The sequence below is a fragment of the Marivivens sp. JLT3646 genome, assembly GCF_001908835.1.
GTDB lineage: Bacteria > Pseudomonadota > Alphaproteobacteria > Rhodobacterales > Rhodobacteraceae > Marivivens > Marivivens geojensis.
The window spans coordinates 2,172,329-2,189,416 of record NZ_CP018572.1 but is presented as its reverse complement, the minus strand read 5'-3'; the positions used below and the strand labels follow the sequence as shown (position 1 = coordinate 2,189,416).

At 55.0% G+C, this 17,088-nt stretch carries 14 protein-coding genes; 11 read left to right on the top strand and 3 right to left on the bottom strand.

Annotation, left to right across the window (positions count from 1 at the left end; all coding sequences use genetic code 11):
• The 9 genes from phnK to BSK21_RS10885 all read left to right on the top strand — a co-directional run bounded on the left by phnK (position 1) and on the right by BSK21_RS10885 (position 9,002).
• Positions 1–774 (top strand): phosphonate C-P lyase system protein PhnK, encoded by a 774-nt coding sequence (phnK, locus tag BSK21_RS10925; protein WP_156529548.1) that lies wholly within the window; start codon positions 1–3, stop codon positions 772–774.
• A 2-nt stretch (positions 775–776) separates the two neighbouring features.
• A complete protein-coding gene (phnL, locus tag BSK21_RS10920; RefSeq protein WP_067548515.1) occupies positions 777–1,460 on the top strand; it encodes a phosphonate C-P lyase system protein PhnL in 684 nt (227 codons plus the stop codon).
• Positions 1,457–1,975 carry a phosphonate metabolism protein/1,5-bisphosphokinase (PRPP-forming) PhnN gene (phnN, locus tag BSK21_RS10915; RefSeq protein ID WP_067548512.1) on the top strand — a complete coding sequence of 173 codons (519 nt, stop codon included), beginning with the start codon at positions 1,457–1,459 and terminating at the stop codon, positions 1,973–1,975. The genes phnL and phnN overlap by 4 nt, the downstream gene beginning before the upstream one ends.
• Positions 1,976–2,059: 84 nt before the next feature.
• On the top strand, positions 2,060–3,199 hold the full coding sequence (locus tag BSK21_RS10910; protein WP_156529547.1) for an alpha-D-ribose 1-methylphosphonate 5-triphosphate diphosphatase: 1,140 nt from the start codon (positions 2,060–2,062) through the stop codon (positions 3,197–3,199).
• Between the two features lie 131 nt (positions 3,200–3,330).
• Positions 3,331–3,957 carry an SGNH/GDSL hydrolase family protein gene (locus tag BSK21_RS10905; protein ID WP_067548506.1) on the top strand — a complete coding sequence of 209 codons (627 nt, stop codon included), beginning with the start codon at positions 3,331–3,333 and terminating at the stop codon, positions 3,955–3,957.
• Between the two features lie 193 nt (positions 3,958–4,150).
• Positions 4,151–5,371 carry a site-specific integrase gene (locus tag BSK21_RS10900; RefSeq protein WP_156529546.1) on the top strand — a complete coding sequence of 407 codons (1,221 nt, stop codon included), beginning with the start codon at positions 4,151–4,153 and terminating at the stop codon, positions 5,369–5,371.
• Positions 5,355–5,912 (top strand): hypothetical protein, encoded by a 558-nt coding sequence (locus BSK21_RS10895; protein ID WP_156529545.1) that lies wholly within the window; start codon positions 5,355–5,357, stop codon positions 5,910–5,912. The genes BSK21_RS10900 and BSK21_RS10895 overlap by 17 nt, the downstream gene beginning before the upstream one ends.
• 74 nt (positions 5,913–5,986) lie before the next feature.
• Positions 5,987–6,196, top strand: a complete 210-nt coding sequence (locus BSK21_RS10890) for an AlpA family transcriptional regulator (RefSeq protein ID WP_074039027.1) — start codon at positions 5,987–5,989, stop codon at positions 6,194–6,196.
• Positions 6,189–9,002 (top strand): hypothetical protein, encoded by a 2,814-nt coding sequence (locus BSK21_RS10885; protein WP_074039026.1) that lies wholly within the window; start codon positions 6,189–6,191, stop codon positions 9,000–9,002. Before BSK21_RS10890 ends, BSK21_RS10885 begins: the two co-directional genes overlap by 8 nt.
• 737 nt (positions 9,003–9,739) lie before the next feature.
• On the opposite strand, the gene BSK21_RS10880 is transcribed toward BSK21_RS10885, so the two are convergent.
• Positions 9,740–10,501 carry a DeoR/GlpR family DNA-binding transcription regulator gene (locus BSK21_RS10880; protein WP_067551617.1) on the bottom strand — a complete coding sequence of 254 codons (762 nt, stop codon included), beginning with the start codon at positions 10,499–10,501 and terminating at the stop codon, positions 9,740–9,742.
• Between the two features lie 175 nt (positions 10,502–10,676).
• On the opposite strand from BSK21_RS10880, the gene glpD reads away from it, so the two are divergent.
• Both glpD and glpK read left to right on the top strand, forming a co-directional pair.
• On the top strand, positions 10,677–12,245 hold the full coding sequence (glpD, locus tag BSK21_RS10875) for a glycerol-3-phosphate dehydrogenase (protein WP_067551614.1): 1,569 nt from the start codon (positions 10,677–10,679) through the stop codon (positions 12,243–12,245).
• Positions 12,242–13,726, top strand: coding sequence for a glycerol kinase GlpK (glpK, locus tag BSK21_RS10870; RefSeq protein ID WP_067551611.1), 1,485 nt, complete (start codon positions 12,242–12,244; stop codon positions 13,724–13,726). The genes glpD and glpK overlap by 4 nt, the downstream gene beginning before the upstream one ends.
• Before the next feature lie 36 nt (positions 13,727–13,762).
• Here glpK and BSK21_RS10865 read toward each other — a convergent pair whose 3' ends face one another.
• Complete coding sequence (locus BSK21_RS10865; protein WP_232230430.1) at positions 13,763–15,961, bottom strand: glycoside hydrolase family 2 TIM barrel-domain containing protein; 2,199 nt, start codon at positions 15,959–15,961, stop codon at positions 13,763–13,765.
• Positions 15,933–17,081, bottom strand: a complete 1,149-nt coding sequence (gene dgoD, locus BSK21_RS10860; protein WP_067551608.1) for a galactonate dehydratase — start codon at positions 17,079–17,081, stop codon at positions 15,933–15,935. Before dgoD ends, BSK21_RS10865 begins: the two co-directional genes overlap by 29 nt.
• Positions 17,082–17,088 lie beyond the last annotated feature (7 nt).

Here is a 17,088-nt window from a genome sequence, read left to right as displayed (position 1 = left end):
ATGCATGATGTATCGCTCGACCAGCCGCTTTTCCGCGTTGATGGTCTGACCAAACGCTATGGTCAGCGGATCGGCTGTGCCGACGTTAGTTTCGACCTCTGGCCGGGTGAAGTGCTCGGCATTGTTGGGGAATCTGGGTCAGGTAAGTCGACACTATTGGGATGTTTGGCTGGGCATATGCAAGCGGACGAGGGAAAGATCCTTTACCGTGGGCGCAACACGCTCACCATGCCAGAGCCTGAACGTCGCGTTCTGTCTCGCACCGAATGGGCCTTTGTTCATCAGAACCCTCGTGATGGTCTACGTATGGGTGTTTCTGCTGGCGGCAACGTGGGTGAACGTTTGATGGCGATTGGCGCGCGGAACTACGGCGACATCCGCGAAACCGCGACCGACTGGTTGGGCCGTGTTGAGATTGCAGGTGAACGTATCGACGACCGTCCGCGCCAATTCTCGGGCGGGATGCAGCAGCGTTTGCAGATCGCACGGAACCTCGTCACTTCGCCCCGGCTGGTGTTCATGGATGAACCGACAGGCGGTCTTGATGTGTCTGTGCAGGCGCGTCTCTTGGACCTTCTGCGCGGGCTTGTGCGTGACATGGGTCTTTCTGTGATTATCGTCACCCATGACCTTGCGGTGGCCCGCCTTTTGGCCGACCGTTTGATGGTGATGAAGGATGGCCACGTGATCGAACACGGGCTGACCGATCAGGTGCTTGATGATCCACAGGCCGCTTATACCCAACTTCTTGTCTCTTCCGTCTTGCAGGTGTGACCATGATCGAGATCGAAAACCTCTCAAAAAGCTTCACCCTGCATAACCAAGGGGGCGCGGTCATTCCTGTCATGGTTGGCGCTCACCTGCGGGTCGAACCTGGGGAATGTGTGGCGCTCACGGGTCAATCGGGCGCTGGTAAATCGACGCTGATGCGGATGATTTACGGGAACTACCTCGCAGCCTCTGGTTCGATCCGTATTGGAGGCGTCGATGTAGCCACCGCTACCCCGCGTGAGATCATTCGCCTGCGCCGCGAGACACTAGGTTATGTCAGTCAGTTCCTGCGCGTAGTGCCTCGTGTGCCGACCCGCACGGTGGTCGCAGAGCCGTTGCTGGCCTTGGGTAAACCCGAAGGCGAGGCGCATGCACGGGCTGAAGAATTGCTCACGATGCTCAATATCCCCGAACGGCTTTGGTCATTGTCGCCCACGACGTTTTCGGGCGGTGAACAGCAGCGCGTGAATATCGCACGTGGCTTTGCCCATGAGTATCCCGCGATGCTTCTCGATGAACCGACGGCAAGCTTGGATGCGCGGAACCGTGATGTGGTTTTGTCCTTAATCGAAGGGGCAAAGGCGCGGGGCGCGGCCATCATCGGGATTTTCCACGATGAAGGAGCGCGGAACCAAGTTTGCGACCGTGTGGTGGATGTGACGGGCTTTACGCCCAAGGCGGCCGCATGATCATCGCTGTCGTAGGGCCATCTGGCGCTGGCAAAGATACATTGATCGCGGGCGCGCTGTCTGCGCGACCGGATATTCAATTCGTGCGTAGAGTGATTACCCGCCCGTCCGAGGCGGGGAGCGAGGATTTCGAAGGCGTGACCTTTGATGAATTCGTTGCTCGTAAGGCTGACGGAGAGTTCGCCCTCGATTGGGAAGCGCATGGCTTATGCTATGGCATCCCAAAGGACCAAACCACGGCTCCCCTCGTGATGTTCAACGGATCGCGGCAGGCGCTGGGCTTCGCAAAGTCTGTTTTCCCTGATCTGCGGGTCATTGTCGTGACGGCCCCTGATCATATCCTCGCTGATCGCCTCTCTGCTCGTGGCCGTGAAACCCGTGCCGATATCGAAAACCGTCTCAAACGTGCAACGTTCGAATTGCCCGAGGGGATCGATGCAACGGTCGTCGTCAATGACAGTACTGAGGCCGAAGGCATCAGTCGGTTCCTCGCGGCTATTGCCGATCTAAAATGATAATTTTCCGCGTGTCATATGGCTGTGACGCACCAATGCGATGTGACCTGCCTACGCCGACCACCGAATTCTAGGATGTACCAAATGACCGAAACAATCCTTGCCAACGCAACTGTTGTTCTGCCTGAAACCGTGGTGGCGGGCACCGTTGTGATCCGTGACGGCGAAATTGCTGATATTAGCGAAGGGCGCTCGGTACCAACGGGAGCGATAAACTGCGAGGGTGACCTCGTGATGCCAGGTTTGATCGAGTTACACACCGACAACCTCGAACGGCACCTCGAGCCACGGCCCAAGGTCGACTGGCCCCATAAGGCCGCGATCATCGCTCACGATGCAGAGCTATGCTCGGTCGGGATCACCACCGTGTTCGACGCCCTGCGCGTTGGGTCGGTGACCAAGAAGTCGGGTGATTACAAGAAATACGCTCGTGAGGTGGCGACCGAACTTTTGGATATGCGGTCGCGCAACGCCCTGCGCATTTCGCACTATATCCACCTGCGCGCGGAAACCTGCTCTGAGACGCTGATCGAAGAGCTGGACAGTTTCACCGCCGAAGATCGCGTCGGGATCGTCAGTCTGATGGACCACACACCGGGGGCACGACAGTTTCGGAACCTTGATAAGTTGAAAGAATATTATCAGGGCAAGCATGGCATGTCCGATGATGACTTTGATGTTCATGTGTCGCATCAACTGGCACTGAAAGAGAAATTCGGCACCGCGCATGAGGCAGCGTCAGTAGAGGGCGCACGTCGTTTAGGAGCCGTACTGGCGAGCCATGACGATACCCTTGCCGAACACGTTGTGACGTCGAAAGAGTACGGTGTGACCTTTGCGGAATTTCCCACAACGATAGAAGCCGCGCAGGCCTGCAATGATCATGGCATCGCTGTGATGATGGGTGCGCCGAATTTGATCCGTGGTGGGTCGCACTCAGGCAACGTGGCTGCGCATGTGTTGGCTGAGGCAGACCTCTTGGACATCGTGTCATCAGATTATGTCCCCGGTGCGCTCTTGTCCTCGGCGCTGTTGTTGGGTGATCTTTGGGGCGATGTGGCACGTGGTATTCGCACTGTGACCGCAGCGCCGGCCAAGGCTGTTGGTCTAACCGATCGCGGCCGTATCGAGGTCGGCAGACGCGCTGACGTGATCCGTGTGAAACGTGTTGATGGCACAGGCACGATCCACGGTGTTTGGGTGAAAGGGCAGCGCGTCGGCTGATCCATTCCACGGCTCCCTAATTCTATAAGCCCCAAACATAAGGCTGGCATCTACCTCGAAAAGCTGGAGTAATCGGCACCTAAGTCAGGGTGCCGAGGACACCCAGTGGGATCATTCAGGAGGGGGAGCCGATGAAACGAGTTTTAGCGTTTGGGGATAGTCTCACGTGGGGGCACCGCCCTGAAGACGCCGCACGACATGCGCCTGAGTATTTGTGGCCGAACGTCGTAGCGGGACGCCTCGGGATCGAAGTGATCTCTGAGGCGCTGGGCGGTCGAACGACGGCGTTTGATGATCACACTGGTCCCTGTGACCGCAACGGGGCTGTAGTGCTGCCGATCTTGTTGCAGAGCCATTCGCCGCTGGACCTCGTCGTGATTATGCTTGGCACGAATGACCTGAAAACCGACGTCTGCGGGTCCGCGACTGGGGCCACTGCAGGGATGAAGCGGTTGGCGCAAATTATCCGGCATTATCCCTATGGCGCGTCTGGCTCTGTTCCGAAAATCCTATTTGTCGCCCCTCCGCCTTGCGTGATCGGGCCAGATGGCAAAACAGGCAGCGGGCGAGATGTTGCTGAAACCCGATTGCTGGCACCGATGTACAAAGCCGCCGCCGAGGAATTGGACGTCTCGTTCTTTGACGCGGGCACAGTCGCGCAGGCTTCGCCGATCGATGGGGTGCATTTGGATGCCGCAAACACAGCGGCCATTGGTGAAGCGCTCGTCGCGCCGATCAAAGCTATTCTGGGACTGTAACGCACAACGAGTGGCAGGCGGAGCATTCCGTCTGTCGTCTAATCATAATGTTTGGGAAAAGTGGCAGCCCGTAGGGAACTCTGGTGTTTGTTCCATTTAGGTGCATGAGTTCCATATGTCCTTTATTTGCTGGGGTTTTTCTCTTTCAATTTGTCTCATGATATGCATTCTGTCGTAAGGTGTTTGGCTACAATTGGTATACAGAATGGCCTTGAAGTTTCGTGAGTTGGAGGGGCTGGCTCAGCAGCGCGAGGAGCAATGGGTCCCCGATGGCACTCCCAACCTTTATGTGTTTTGCAGGTCCTCCGGGCGGATGTCCTGGGTTTGCCGCATCACGATTGGTGGTAAGAGAACTAATCTCACGCTTGGCACATGGCCTGACCTGAAAGCGGATGTGGCACGCCAGGTTACTGGAGCGATCAAGGGATTGGTTGGGGCAGGGTATAGCGCGCAGGTTATCAAGTCTGCCTTGGGTGTGACTGTGGACCCCATTGCACTTCAGCGTCTGGTGATCACTGGGCGATTGAGTGACCATGACGCCCCGCCAACCTTCGAGGAGGTTGCGCGTGATTGGTATGAAAACCATTTGAAGGCAGGCTTATCGGAAGGTGCTTACAAGCGTCAGGTTATCCAACAGCTCGAAGACTATGTTTTTCCTTTTTTGGGGACGCGACCTGTTAATCAAATCAAACGACGAGAGATCGTTGAGACCCTGAAAGATATCTGGCTCACTAAGCCGCCTTCAGGGAAGAAACTACGCGGCAATGTGGAACGGATATTTGACTATGCCGTGGATCAGGAATTCTTGGAGTTTAATCCCTGTCCTCCAGTGCGCTCGATGCCCAAGCAGAATTACGTTGAGAAGCATTTCGACGCTTTGACGCCAGAGCAGGCCCCCGCGATGTGGCGCTGGTTAAATGACCACGTTGGATTGCGTGACCAAACTCGATATGGACTGATGCTGGTTTTGCTGACTGGCAAACGCTCAAGCGAGGTCCGTCATATGGAGTGGGGGCATATTGACCTCGAGAGCGGCATTTGGACGACCCCTGCAGAAGGGATGAAGATGCGTAAGGAACATCGGCAGCCGTTGAGCCGTCAAGTTCTCGAGCTTCTTCACGAACTTCAACAAGTTTCAGGTGGAAGACGATATGTGCTTGGGAATGCGAAGGACCGAGTGATGTCGGAGAATGCGATGCTTTATGCAATCAAAGAGTTCTCGGATGTAACGGTCCATGGATTGCGGGCTACTCTCGGGTCATGGATGGCTGAGAATGGTGTCCGCAAGATTGTCGCTGATTTTGTCAAAGCGCATCAGCCAAAATCATTTGACGTCGCCTATCAACGGTCTGATTTGTTGGAAGAGCGTCGCGATGTCCTGCAGAGGTGGGCGGATTATGTCAGCGCTGACTGATCGTATTAAAAAGGGAAGATCGCGACCAACTTGGCGCAGCATGAGCCGGGAGGACTTGGTAGCCGCGGTTCGGGCGGAACGTGGAGATACTAGCGTTGAATTGAACATGGATTGGGAGAGTATGCTCTTTTGTTTCCTGCGTGATAATGATGAAGCATTATTGAGCCTGGATTTTCACAGCACTCCGACAGAGGGAACGAAGCGCGCAGTCGCACGAGCCCTCAAAGAGCGTATTTCTGTGCCTCCTGACCTTCTTGCGTGGCTCGGAGCTGAGATATTAGAGCCAGCTAAGAAAAAGCGAGGCAGGCGTCCAATGACTTTTCGCAATCATGAGCTTAGGCGTCTGGTAAAGATTGTTCACGAGAATACAAACCTGCCAATTGATGATGCGAGCCATATCGCGCCCGATACGGCAATTGCTGTGGTTGCAGAAGCGTTTGGGATGGAGCAGTTGACCGCGTTCGAAGCGTATTACGATTATAATAGATTGAGAAATATGGAAAATGTTGAGGTCTCCCACGTAGGGAAAAAAGAAGGTTAATTATCCCGACGTCACAGACCCTTCGGGGGTGACTACGATGAGTCGCATAAAGTTCACTTTGCACAGGAGCTACTATGCGCCCAACTCGAATTATCCGCCTGAAAGAAGCCCTTTACCGCACAGGTTACACTCGTGCGGGCTGGTATCGCGCTATGCATCGCGATCCGCTTTTCCCTCAGCCTGTCAAACTAAGCGAGCGTTGCATCGGGTTTCGCGAGGCTGACATCGATGCATTGATTGAGCGTCTCACTACACAGGCAGCGGAGGGCGTTCGTGATGCCTAATTCTGTTAAATTTACCAAGGTGACGGCGACAATCCCTGAGCGGCTTTCAAAAAGCTACCATTTGAATGCAGACGGCTCCCTTCGCAAAGAAAGCGGGGGCCAACTCATAAAAGGTGCAATTGAAGTCTTAGAAGTCTCATCGCTCGCGCATTTCGGCAGTGTGCTTCAATCGCTCACCCCGCAGCATGCGCTGATTTATGGACTGCCAAAAAAAGACGTGGGGCTGCTCCATTCGAAATCTTATCATAATAAACTAGCGAGCCCGGCAAATGCCACAACACGAACCAAGGATGAATTTACGTGGCCATCAGAAGGTGGCGTAATGATGTTGGACTACGATCCTCGCAGCGATGAGGTGCCAATGTCTCGCACAGCCCTAGTCCAAGCGCTTAGGGATGCTGTGCCTGGTTTGCAAAATGCATCCATGCTGTGGTGGCCAAGCGCATCGAGCTGCATTTGGGCTGAGGGTTCCGAATTAAAAGGGACTGACGGACAGCGGTTATATCTCTTTGTAAAAGATGCCCAAGACATTCCTCGGGCGGGCAAAGTGCTGGAGCAACGTTTATGGCTAGCAGGGCTGGGTTACATTTTTGTCAGTAAATCGGGCTCATTATTAGAGCGCTGTCTATTTGATACCGCTGTATGGCAACCAACGCGCTTTGACTTCATTGGAGGTTCGAACCTCTCTGCAGGTTTAGAACAGCGGCGCGGGGCTCCAATCATCATCGAGGGCGAAGCCGAGTTTGTAGACACATCGGAGGTGTTCGCACCCTTGTCTCGTGATGAGTTAAAGAAATTTACCGCCGAGGTTATGCTTTCGAAGGATGCGCTAAAGAGTGAGGCGCGTAAGGTTCAAGACGAATGGGTTACAGATCGCGTCAGAGATATGACCTTGGCTAATCCGGCTGAAGACAAGAAATCTTCTGATGAATTTCGTCAAATTGCGGTGCATGCGATCGACACCGGCCAGCTATCCGATGACTTTGTTTTGAACATACAGATCGGTGGTCAAGTGCAGCCCGTTAAGGTTTCTGATGTTCTGCAGGACCCTTATACTTACCATGGTTCATTAACATTGGACCCTTTGGAGCCGAATTATGATGGAGGGCGTTTAGTTGGGCGCCTCTTTCTGTGCCAATCTAAACCCGTGCTCTACTCCTTCGCGCGCGGCGGTAAAACTTATCATCTTTCCAAGAAGAAAAGTCGGGTTGAATTGGTGAGTGGTCATATGGTCGAGGCCGTCGAAGAAACTGTCCGTATTTTGCGTCAAGACCCACAGTCTTTTGATTATGGCGCTCAACTCGTCACCATTGATGCTGGCGTTATTTATCCAATGTGCGAGCATGCGCTGAGCTTTCACATAGGCGAGCGCATTCAATATTGCAGAATGACGTCTGAAGGACTGAGGGATGTTGATGTTCCGGTAAAGCTCGTGCGGCAGGTCTTGGCGCAAAAAACACGTCGTCAACTGAAGCCTTTGAAAGGTCTACTAACTGGACCCACAATTTTGCTAGATGGCACTATTTTAGATCGAGTGGGTTATGATCATGCAAGTGGTCTTTTTTGCGACTTTGATAAAGGTTCCGTTCCGGAAATTCCTGTCGAACCGAATACCTCAGATGCAGTGGATGCGTTGCAAACTTTGCTGAAGCCTTTTGAGACGTTCCCCTTTGTAGACGCTTTATCTAAGGGCATTTTGTTGGCAGCACTTTTGACGGCAGCCGTTAGACCAGTCCTCAAAACGGCACCGGCATTTGCTTTTGATGCGCCCATTCAGGGGAGTGGTAAGACTTTGTTGGCGAGCTGCGTCGGTGCACTCATGGAAGGAAAGAGCCCAGATATTTGGCCACATGTTAATACGCAAAATGACGATGAAATCCGTAAGCGGTTATTTGCGGTGCTGGCTTCGGGCTGCCAAACGCTGATCTGGGATAATGTCATTGGTACTTTTGATAGTGCTAGTATGGCGGGCTTTATCACCGCGGATGCCATGGTGGATCGGGTCTTGGGGAAGTCGGAGAGCATTCGAATTCCAAATCGCATCATGCTTCTCCTTACAGGGAATAACCTGATTTTGGCAGGCGACATGCCTCGTCGTGTCCTGATCTGTCGCATCGACCCGCAAACTGATCAGCCATTTGCTCGTGAATTTCCATTAGACCCGCTGGAATACGTGCTTTTACACCGTAATGAGCTTTTGGCTGCTGCATGCACCCTCATTCGTGCGCGATTTATTCATATGAAAACGCCTGCTGCTGGTCGTCTTGCCTCGTTTGAAGAGTGGGATGTCATGGTGCGTCAAACCGTTGTGTGGGCGAATGAGGCACTTATGCCTGGTGAGTTTGGCGATCCTATGGATTTGGTGAGGCAAGCTCAGACCGCTGATCCTGAAGCAGAAATGCTATTCGCTCTGCTCGAAGCTCTCAAAGACGAATTTGGCAATCGAGAGTTCACGGCCAAAGATGTGCACGTAAAGGTTAACACAATAAGTATTTCGACAAATCTGGGTGAGGCGTTGCGAGATATTGCGGGTGATAGCGCTCTAAAATCTACGCGGGCCGTTGGTCGTGCGTTGACGTATCGCAAGGAACGTATTGTGCATGGTCTATGCTTGGCAGCTCGCACGGATACGAGTTCAAAATCTCAGGTATATCGGGTCAAAGTGTTAAATGACGGGTTTGGCGGGTTTAACGGGTTAAAATCTACACAGGGAGAAAACGATGTCGCTTCAAAAAACACCAATCAATGGAAATTAACCCCGTTAAACCCGTTAAACCCCGTAAAAACGGAAGATGAGGAATTTTGAAGCCGCGCCTCATCGCGTTCGGGATCACACATCGGAGACCATCTGGCAGGTCTTTAGTTGCCGTCGCATGAAATCGCTTCCAGATGGTTGGCAAACTATCTTTCGGTACCATGTGGGATGCGACGGGTCCTTCTGGAAGAACCGTGTTGCGAGTGGTTCGGGCCGCTGACTTTGGCTAGCGATGGGGTGTCCTATAGGGAGGTCAACAGGCCCCTCGGAAATTAAGCGAGCCGGTGAATTGCTTTTGGGTCACCAAAGAACCTCTGGTTCGAATCTTGTTGCCACCGCCATTTCCCCTTTACAAAACTTACAACTAAATGCGCTTGTCGAAATTTCCTTTTGTATCCAAAGGGACTTAGCGGCGCTCAAGGGGCTGCTGAGAACAAATATTTGGTCAAAATCGTTCTCAATCGTCGATTTGTCTCAAAACCAACGAACCTCGTGGGTTTGAGGTCGTTGGTCAAAAGTTGTTTATTATTAGCATCTTGGGGAAATCTTATTTTACTAAAGTTTTAGATTAAAAGTCCTTGCCAATCGATCCAATAAAATTAGCGAATGGTTTGGCTATATTGAGGAAAATTTATGGCCTTGGGTACGTAGCGGCCGTTCGTGCCGTCCGTAGCGAAAGTCGGGACTTTTCATATTTGTTGAGCATGTTTTCGATCTATCGTGTCGCCTCAAATTAACTCTTTTGAGAACAGAGCCGTTACGACACTGAAGCTACCCCAATAAAAGTATTAGGACGCATAGGCGACGGTTGTGCCCCATGATTCGCATGACGTAGCCAGTTCTGATGCAAGTGGGTGATCAGTAAAGAGGGTATCGATAGCAGAAAGTGAGGCTATCCGTGCTGGTGCACTGCGAACGAATTTGGTGTGATCGGCGACCAGAAACGTTTTGCGCGATTGCCGGATGATGGTCTGGCTAACGCTTACCTCCTGGATGTCGAAGTCCAACAGGTCTCCGTCCGCATCAAGAGCCGAACACCCTATCACGGCCAAATCGAATTTGAATTGCCGAATCGTGTCGGCGGCCAGATTGCCGATCAACCCGCCATCGGCCCTGCGCAGGCTACCGCCTGTGACAAGGATTTCGCAATGCGGGTTTGCCACCAGAATATTCGCCACGTTCATATTATTGGTTACCACCATCAGATTGCGGTGGTTCATCAATTCACGCGCAACAGCCTCGGTCGAGGTGCCTATATTGAGGAAAAGCGAGATATCGTTCGGAATGTGGCTCGCGCAGGTGCGGGCAATCGCCTGTTTGGTGCTGGAATTCAGGACCCTGCGTTCTTCATAACCGATGTTCGTTGTCCCCGATGGCAGTACCGCGCCACCATGCACCCGTTCCAATTGCCCTGCCTCGGCCAGATAGGTGAGGTCGCGCCGGATGGTTTGCAATGTCACTCCGAAATGTGCGGCTAGCCCGTCGACGGTGACTTTGCCGTCACGGCGGGCGATCTCGAGCATTTCAGGATGACGAAACGTCTGCGACATGGGTTCGTGTGCTTTCGAGTTGTGGGCTTATCCCTTCAGAAAGCCAAAGATAATGTCGAATGCAACCGGAATCGCAATTTTTTAGCGTCGAATTAGAATAAAACCGAAAATTCAGTTGCGTAGCGCTCCTCTGCTGAAGATAAAGCGAACAAATTCGCGCATTTGGGGGATTCTCATGGACCAACAGTCCGAACAAGTGACCGACCTGTTCATCATCGGGGGTGGCATCAATGGGTGCGGGATTGCGCGGGATGCTTCGGGACGTGGGTATTCTGTGACCCTGGCCGAAATGGACGATCTTGCGTCGGCAACCTCGTCGGCTTCGACGAAGCTGTTTCATGGCGGGCTGCGCTACCTGGAATATTTCGAATTCCGTCTGGTGAAAGAGGCGCTCATCGAACGGGAAATCCTCTTGAAGGCTATGCCGCATATCAGTTGGGCCATGCGATTTGTGTTGCCTTATCATAAAGATATGCTGTTCGAGTCCGATACGCCTGCGTCGCGGCTGTTGCGATTGGTCATGCCATGGATGAAGGGGCGGCGACCCGGTTGGCTGATCCGATTGGGGTTGTTCCTCTACGACAATCTGGGTGGGCGCGAGGTTCTGCTGGGGACTAAGACGATAGGTCTGCAGGGCACAGCCGAAGGTGCCCCGCTGAATGCGCGGTTCGAAAAGGCCTATGAATATTCGGATTGCTGGGTCGAGGATTCACGGCTCGTCGCGCTTAATGCCCGAGATGCCGAAATGCGTGGTGCGATGATACTGACGCGGACCAAAGTGGTTTCGGCGGTGCGCGAAGGCGATCTTTGGCGCATCGAAACGAGCAATAACGAAAATGGGGCAACCGCTATCCATTATGCGCGGATGCTGGTGAATGCCGCCGGTCCATGGGTTGGCAACGTGATCCACAACGTCGCGCGGCTGGAAACAAAAGACAACGTCAGGCTCGTACGCGGGAGCCATATCGTCACACGCAAACTCTATGACCACGATAAATGTTACTTCTTTCAGGGTCAGGATGGACGGATCATCTTCGCAATTCCCTATGAAACCGATTTTACTTTGATTGGCACGACCGATGCCGAACATGCCGATGCTAACGATCCGGCGGTCTGCACAGAAGCCGAGCGGGACTATCTGATCGGGTTTGCGAACGGCTATTTCGAAAAGCAGATCACTCCTGGTGACGTCGTCTGGACCTATTCCGGTGTGCGGCCGCTTTATGATGACGGGGCCAGCAGCGCGACAGCCGCCACCCGCGACTATACCCTGCGAGTGGATCGTAACGGTGCGCCGGTTCTGAATATTTTCGGTGGTAAAATCACCACCTACCGGCGTCTGGCGGAAAGTGCACTTGAGCAGATAAATGAGTGTTTGCAGCAACATAATCGACCTTGGACTGCTGGTGTTCCCCTGGCGGGCGGCGATTTTGATGCCGACGAGTTCGATGCTCTGGTCGCGGACCTCTTGGCGCGGTTCGAGTTCCTGGATGATCGCTGGGCGCGGCGGTTGGTTCGGGCCTATGGCACAGAGGCGCAGGATATCCTGGCTGGTGCGGAGACTGCCGAAGATCTGGGTCGGAATTTCGGCGCGAGTCTGACAGAAGCAGAGGTGATCTGGCTAATCGAGCATGAATTTGCCCAAACCGCCGAAGACATTCTCTGGCGGCGGAGTAAACTGGGCTTGCGCATGACAGCCGGAGAAATAGCTGCTCTGGAGGCGTGGTTGAGGGAGGAAAAATGACATTCATTTTGGCGATTGATCAGGGCACGACCTCTACGCGGGCGATTGTGTTCAATCAGGCCTTGTCCGTGGTTGCCTCGGCGCAGGAAGAGTTTCCGCAGATCTATCCGGCGAGCGGTTGGGTCGAACATGATCCTGCTGATCTTTGGGCGACCACGGCTGCAACATGCCGTGCGGCCATCGAACGGGCTGGTATCTCTATTGGGGATGTGGCCTCGATCGGGTTGACCAACCAACGCGAAACCACGCTGGTCTGGGACCGCAAAACCGGCAAACCGGTCTACAACGCTATCGTCTGGCAAGACCGCCGGACCGTGCAATTCTGTGCCGGACTGCGTGCCGAAGGGTTTGAGGAGACGGTAACAGACCGGACCGGTTTACTCTTGGACCCTTACTTTTCCGGCACAAAACTGTCGTGGATCCTCGACAATGTTGATGGTGCAAGGGCGCGAGCAGAGAAGGGCGAGTTGGCCTTTGGCACTGTGGACAGCTGGCTGGTCTGGAACCTGACAGGCGGCAAACGCCATGTCACGGACGCCACGAACGCAGCTCGTACAATGCTTTACGATATCCGCAATGGTCGGTGGTCAAAAACAATTTGCGACAGCCTCGGCGTGCCAATTGATATGCTGCCCGAGGTTCTGGATTGCGCGGCCGACTTTGGTGAAACCCGTGCCGACCTATTTGGGAGATCGATTCCGATCACGGGCATTGCGGGCGATCAGCAGGCGGCGACTGTCGGGCAGGCCTGCTTCGAGCCGGGTATGATGAAGTCGACCTATGGCACGGGGTGCTTTGCGCTTTTGAATACGGGGTCTGTTCCAGTGCGGTCGAACAACCGACTCCTTACTACGATTGCCTATCAGATAGACGGCAAGACTACCTACGCCCTCGAAGGGTCGATCTTTATCGCCGGTGCGGCTGTTCAGTGGCTTCGCGACGGTTTGAAGATCATCCGTGATGCAAAAGAAACCCAGCCGCTTGCCGAACAGGCCGATTTAGAGCAGGGGGTGATGCTTGTCCCTGCCTTTACCGGACTGGGCGCGCCCTATTGGAATGCCGAATGCCGTGGCGCCGTGTTGGGGTTGACCCGCAATTCCGGCCCTGCGGAATTCGCTCGGGCTGCGCTGGAAAGTGTGGGCTTTCAGACCCGTGACCTGCTCGAGGCGATGAAGACCGATTGGGGTGGCGACGGGCGGACTACGCTGCGGGTCGATGGTGGGATGAGCGCGTCGGATTTCACGATGCAGTTCGTGGCCGATATTATCGATGTGCCGGTCGACCGGCCAACCGTGCTGGAAACCACCGCAAAAGGAGCGGCATGGCTGGCCGGTTACAAGGCCGGCATCTATCCATCGCCCACCGGTTTCGCGGCATCCTGGGCGCGGGACCGGCAGTTTGTACCGGTGATGGACAGTCAGGATCGCGACGCCAGATACGGCCGATGGAAACGGGCCGTCACCGCGACGATGGCGTTTTGAACAAAGATGCCGGAACCTTGGTCCGGCATCTTTGTTTTAGTGAAGGACGATTTGCGTTTCGACGGGATCAAAGCGCGGGGTTTTCACCGTGATCGTGACGGTACCCGCGCCGGTTGGGCGAAGCCAGAAACCGGCTGTCCCACCGGCAAGAACGGTGGTCTCGGGGCCGATCAGCGTGGCAGGGCCGTCCAGCGTGACCGTGACTGGATCGTTCAGGAACATCAATTTGTGGCCCGCCTGATCGAGTGCGCGGACAATCACACGGATTTCGCCATCCTCGGCTGCGGCTTCGGTGACATCGGGCGCAACAATCAGCCTTTGCGGCAGGTTGTCGGCAGGATAGACATGTTCCGCGACCGCTTTGCCGTCTACGAAACCGGTGACGCGGCCTGCGTGCCAGCTTTGCCCCCAACTGCCCAGTTCCTCGGCCGAGAAGTGGCGATCGTCGATGATAACCGGCGGGTGCTCGAGATGCGGGAACCGTTCGCGATCAGGGCCGACGCGTTTGACAACGTTGGCATAGGACAGTTCGACCTCGTCGCAGTTTGTGAGGATCACCAATGGCAACACGCCGCCAATGTTGCGTTCCCCACGCGCCCAGACGGTGACGGGTTCCATCACGATGCCTTCGGATGGGGCTTTCTGACTGGCATAGACATAGGCCGCAAATTTCGGTTCGCGGAAAATCGTCATCACGCCGTGATGGCAGATACGGTCGCCCGCGCCGAAATCCTTGTGGGTGTTATAGTCGAACATGCACCAGCCGATGCAGCCCGCAATCCGGTCGTCGCCCATCGCCGCGTTGAGAACATCGGCGTGCCGCAGCACGTGTTCGGTCTGACGCTCTTCGGGATCGCCCGCTTTGGTCGGATACATGTGACCGTTATATTCGGTGACAAGATAAGGAACGTTGCGATCCAGACCTGTTACTTCCTTTTGGCCGCGCAGCGGAGTGCGCGGGCGGTTGTTGCCCGGCATCTCGAATTCGCCAAGCACGAAGTCGTTCATTGTGTAAACGTCTTCAAGCAGTTCGCTATCCGGAATGCAGCGCACGCCGCCGGTCGGTCGGGTGGTGTCCAGTGCCTTGGCGGCGACGTTGGTGCGGATATAGAAATCGTGGTCATCGGGGCTTTCGTTGATGCGGACGCCCCAGATGATGATCGACGGGTGGTTCCAGTCGCGCCGGATCATCCGTTCGACGTTGGCCACCGATTCATCCTTCCAGCTTTCGCCGCCGATGTGCTGCCAGCCAGGGATTTCCTCGAACACGAGGAGGCCGATTTCGTCACAGCGATCCAGGAAGTAATGGCTTTGAGGATAATGCGAGGTGCGCACGATGTTGCACGCCAGATCGTATTTCAGGATCTCGGCGTCCTTTTCCTGCGACCGCTTGCCTTGGGCATAGCCGGAATAGGGGAACGACTGGTGGCGGTTCAGGCCGCGCAGTTTCAGCGGTTCGCCATTCAAAAGGAATCCGTTCGGGGTCCATTCGACTGACCGGAAACCAAACCGTTCGATCACCCGATCGCCCGAGGGGATCGCCACTTCGGCCGTGTAAAGCGCCGGATCAGTGGTGGACCACAGGCGGGCCGCGAGGCCGGTGATCGTCACGGTGCCGTTGCCGGTCGCTTGACCGATTGCAATGCCTTCCGCATCGCAGATCGTGACGGTCGCCTCTTCATCGGTATCGACCAGCACTCGCACGGTTTTGGTGGCGGCGAGCACATCCGGCGTTTCGATCTTGACGCTCCGGATACGCGACGCGGGAAATTCGCAAAGCCAGCAATCGCGGTAGATGCCCGCGTAGGTCAGGTAGTCGATCCGACCTCCGAACGGCGGGATTTTCGGATTTTCCGATCCGTCGATCCGCACCGTGACAAGGTTGCGGCCTTGCACCAGTGGCACGGTGAATGGGGTGTAGCCATCGCGGTGACGCGTGACCAGTTCGCCGTTGACCCAAACATGCGCATCGGCCATCGCTGCGTCAAAGCGAAGCTCTGCGACCATATCCGACATGTTGTCGATCACCCGCTGGTAGGTGAATGTCTTCCAATAGGAGGTTTCGTCGAAATAGTTCAGCGGCAGGTCGACTGCGTTGTGGGGGAGTGTCACGCTTTCGCCGCTGACCGGTTGCGTTGTCCAAGCTGCGTCAAAACCGCAGGCAAACGTCCAGTCGTCGTTCAGTTTTGTTTCGGCACGCATCATATCACCATTCTGCAAAGCTGCCGTCGGCATGGCGCCAGACGGGGTTGCGCCAGCGGTGGCCTTCTGTGGCCGCGCGGCGGACTTTCTCTTCGTTTACTTCGATGCCAAGGCCCGGTCCCTGCGGGATCGCGACAAAGCCGTCCTTGTACTCAAACACGCTGCGATCCACGATGTAATCCAACAGATCCGAACCCTGATTGTAGTGGATGCCCAACGACTGTTCCTGAATGAACGCGTTGTAGCAGACGGCATCCAGTTGCAGGTTGGCCGCAAGCGCGATGGGCCCAAGGGGACAATGGAGCGCGACTGCCACATCATGTGCTTCTGCCATTGCGGCGATCTTGAAGGTTTCTGTGATACCGCCCGAGTGGCTCGGGTCGGGTTGGATGATGTCCACATAGCCTTGCTGGAGGATGGTCTTGAAATCCCAGCGCGAATAAAGCCGCTCGCCCAAGGCGATCGGGGTCGAACAATGGTTGGCGATTTCTTTCAGCGCTTCGACATGTTCGGACAGCACCGGTTCTTCGATGAACATCAGGCGGAACGGTTCGAGTTCCTTGGTCAGCACCTTTGCCATCGGACGGTGTACGCGACCGTGGAAATCGATGCCGATTCCGAAATCTTGTCCCATCTCGTCGCGAATCGCCTGAACACGTTCCAGAACCTGATCGACCTTGTCGTAGGTGTCGATGATCTGGAGTTCTTCGGTCCCGTTCATTTTCACAGCGGTGAAGCCACGATCCGCACATTCGCGGGCCATACGGGCCGTATCGCCCGGACGGTCGCCGCCGATCCAGCTATAGACGCGGATCTTGTCCCGCTGTTGGCCACCCAGAAGTGCATGGACCGGCACGCCGAGGGCCTTGCCTTTGATATCCCAGAGCGCCTGATCGATCCCCGCGATGGCTGACATATGGATGCCGCCGCCGCGATAGAAACCGGCTCGATACATGACCGTCCAGTGATCCTGAATAAACGTAGGGTCTTTGCCGATGAGGTAGTCCGACATTTCGTCCACGCAAGCGGCAACAGTCTGCGCGCGGCCTTCTAGAACGGGTTCACCCCATCCGCAAATGCCTTCGTCTGTGTTGATTTTGACAAAGCACCAGCGCGGCGGGACGATAAAGGTTTCGATAGACGTGATTTTCATTTGGGTC

Excerpts from the sequence above, each read along its gene's own strand:
- glpK (WP_067551611.1), top strand. The coding sequence starts at position 12,242 with ATGACATTCATTTTGGCGATTGATCAGGGCACGACCTCTACGCGGGCG.
- glpD (WP_067551614.1), top strand. The coding sequence starts at position 10,677 with ATGGACCAACAGTCCGAACAAGTGACCGACCTGTTCATCATCGGGGGT.
- BSK21_RS10905 (WP_067548506.1), top strand. The coding sequence starts at position 3,331 with ATGAAACGAGTTTTAGCGTTTGGGGATAGTCTCACGTGGGGGCACCGC.
- BSK21_RS10890 (WP_074039027.1), top strand. The coding sequence starts at position 5,987 with ATGCGCCCAACTCGAATTATCCGCCTGAAAGAAGCCCTTTACCGCACA.
- dgoD (WP_067551608.1), bottom strand. The coding sequence starts at position 17,081 with ATGAAAATCACGTCTATCGAAACCTTTATCGTCCCGCCGCGCTGGTGC.
- BSK21_RS10885 (WP_074039026.1), top strand. The coding sequence starts at position 6,189 with ATGCCTAATTCTGTTAAATTTACCAAGGTGACGGCGACAATCCCTGAG.
- phnN (WP_067548512.1), top strand. The coding sequence starts at position 1,457 with ATGATCATCGCTGTCGTAGGGCCATCTGGCGCTGGCAAAGATACATTG.
- BSK21_RS10865 (WP_232230430.1), bottom strand. The coding sequence starts at position 15,961 with ATGCCGACGGCAGCTTTGCAGAATGGTGATATGATGCGTGCCGAAACA.
- phnK (WP_156529548.1), top strand. The coding sequence starts at position 1 with ATGCATGATGTATCGCTCGACCAGCCGCTTTTCCGCGTTGATGGTCTG.
- BSK21_RS10895 (WP_156529545.1), top strand. The coding sequence starts at position 5,355 with ATGTCAGCGCTGACTGATCGTATTAAAAAGGGAAGATCGCGACCAACT.
- phnL (WP_067548515.1), top strand. The coding sequence starts at position 777 with ATGATCGAGATCGAAAACCTCTCAAAAAGCTTCACCCTGCATAACCAA.
- BSK21_RS10910 (WP_156529547.1), top strand. The coding sequence starts at position 2,060 with ATGACCGAAACAATCCTTGCCAACGCAACTGTTGTTCTGCCTGAAACC.
- BSK21_RS10880 (WP_067551617.1), bottom strand. The coding sequence starts at position 10,501 with ATGTCGCAGACGTTTCGTCATCCTGAAATGCTCGAGATCGCCCGCCGT.